The sequence below is a fragment of the Herbiconiux daphne genome (assembly GCF_024979295.1).
Taxonomy (GTDB): domain Bacteria; phylum Actinomycetota; class Actinomycetes; order Actinomycetales; family Microbacteriaceae; genus Herbiconiux; species Herbiconiux daphnes.
On sequence record NZ_JANLCJ010000796.1, the window covers coordinates 1 to 526 of the forward strand.

Annotated in this window: 1 protein-coding gene; it reads right to left on the reverse strand. The window is 47.1% G+C overall.

Annotation, left to right across the window (positions count from 1 at the left end; all coding sequences use genetic code 11):
- The coding region (thyX, locus tag N1032_RS27745; RefSeq protein ID WP_259543957.1) for an FAD-dependent thymidylate synthase at positions 1–526 on the reverse strand (526 nt) is incomplete at both ends.

Genomic DNA, 526 nt, shown 5'->3' on the forward strand with positions numbered 1-526 from the left:
TCATATTGAGCATGGTCACTGCTACGCTGACGGTAAAGTTCTGCCCAACCATAAAGACTACCTGTCCACACCCACTCAGTAATCATCCCTTGCGGAAGCAAGAAACGAGCCTGCTCAGGTGCAATGCCAGCATCTACTAGCCCACGATAAGCGGCTACCGAGCCATCATAAGCTGCTTCGAACAAATTCTGTAGCTTCTCATGACTACTACTTCCTGGTTCGATAGCTTCTCCGCTGCCAGAATGTAAATCCTCAGGACGCAGAAAGAATTGCTCTGGCACAAAACATGAGACATCTCCGTCCTTATAGCGACGAGACATTTCATTCCAAGAGAATCCAACTTGGTGCTTACCGAGCTGTCTTGCAATCGCAATTGGCGCTTCACAACGGAATGTAACTGTAGCATGTCGAAATGGTGTTACGTGTTTTTCACGAGCCAAGAATCGAATGAGACCTTCATCACGATCGACTAATGCACCTCTGACTACACCCATAGTTACACGGGCTGCATTTACTACAGAAAGAT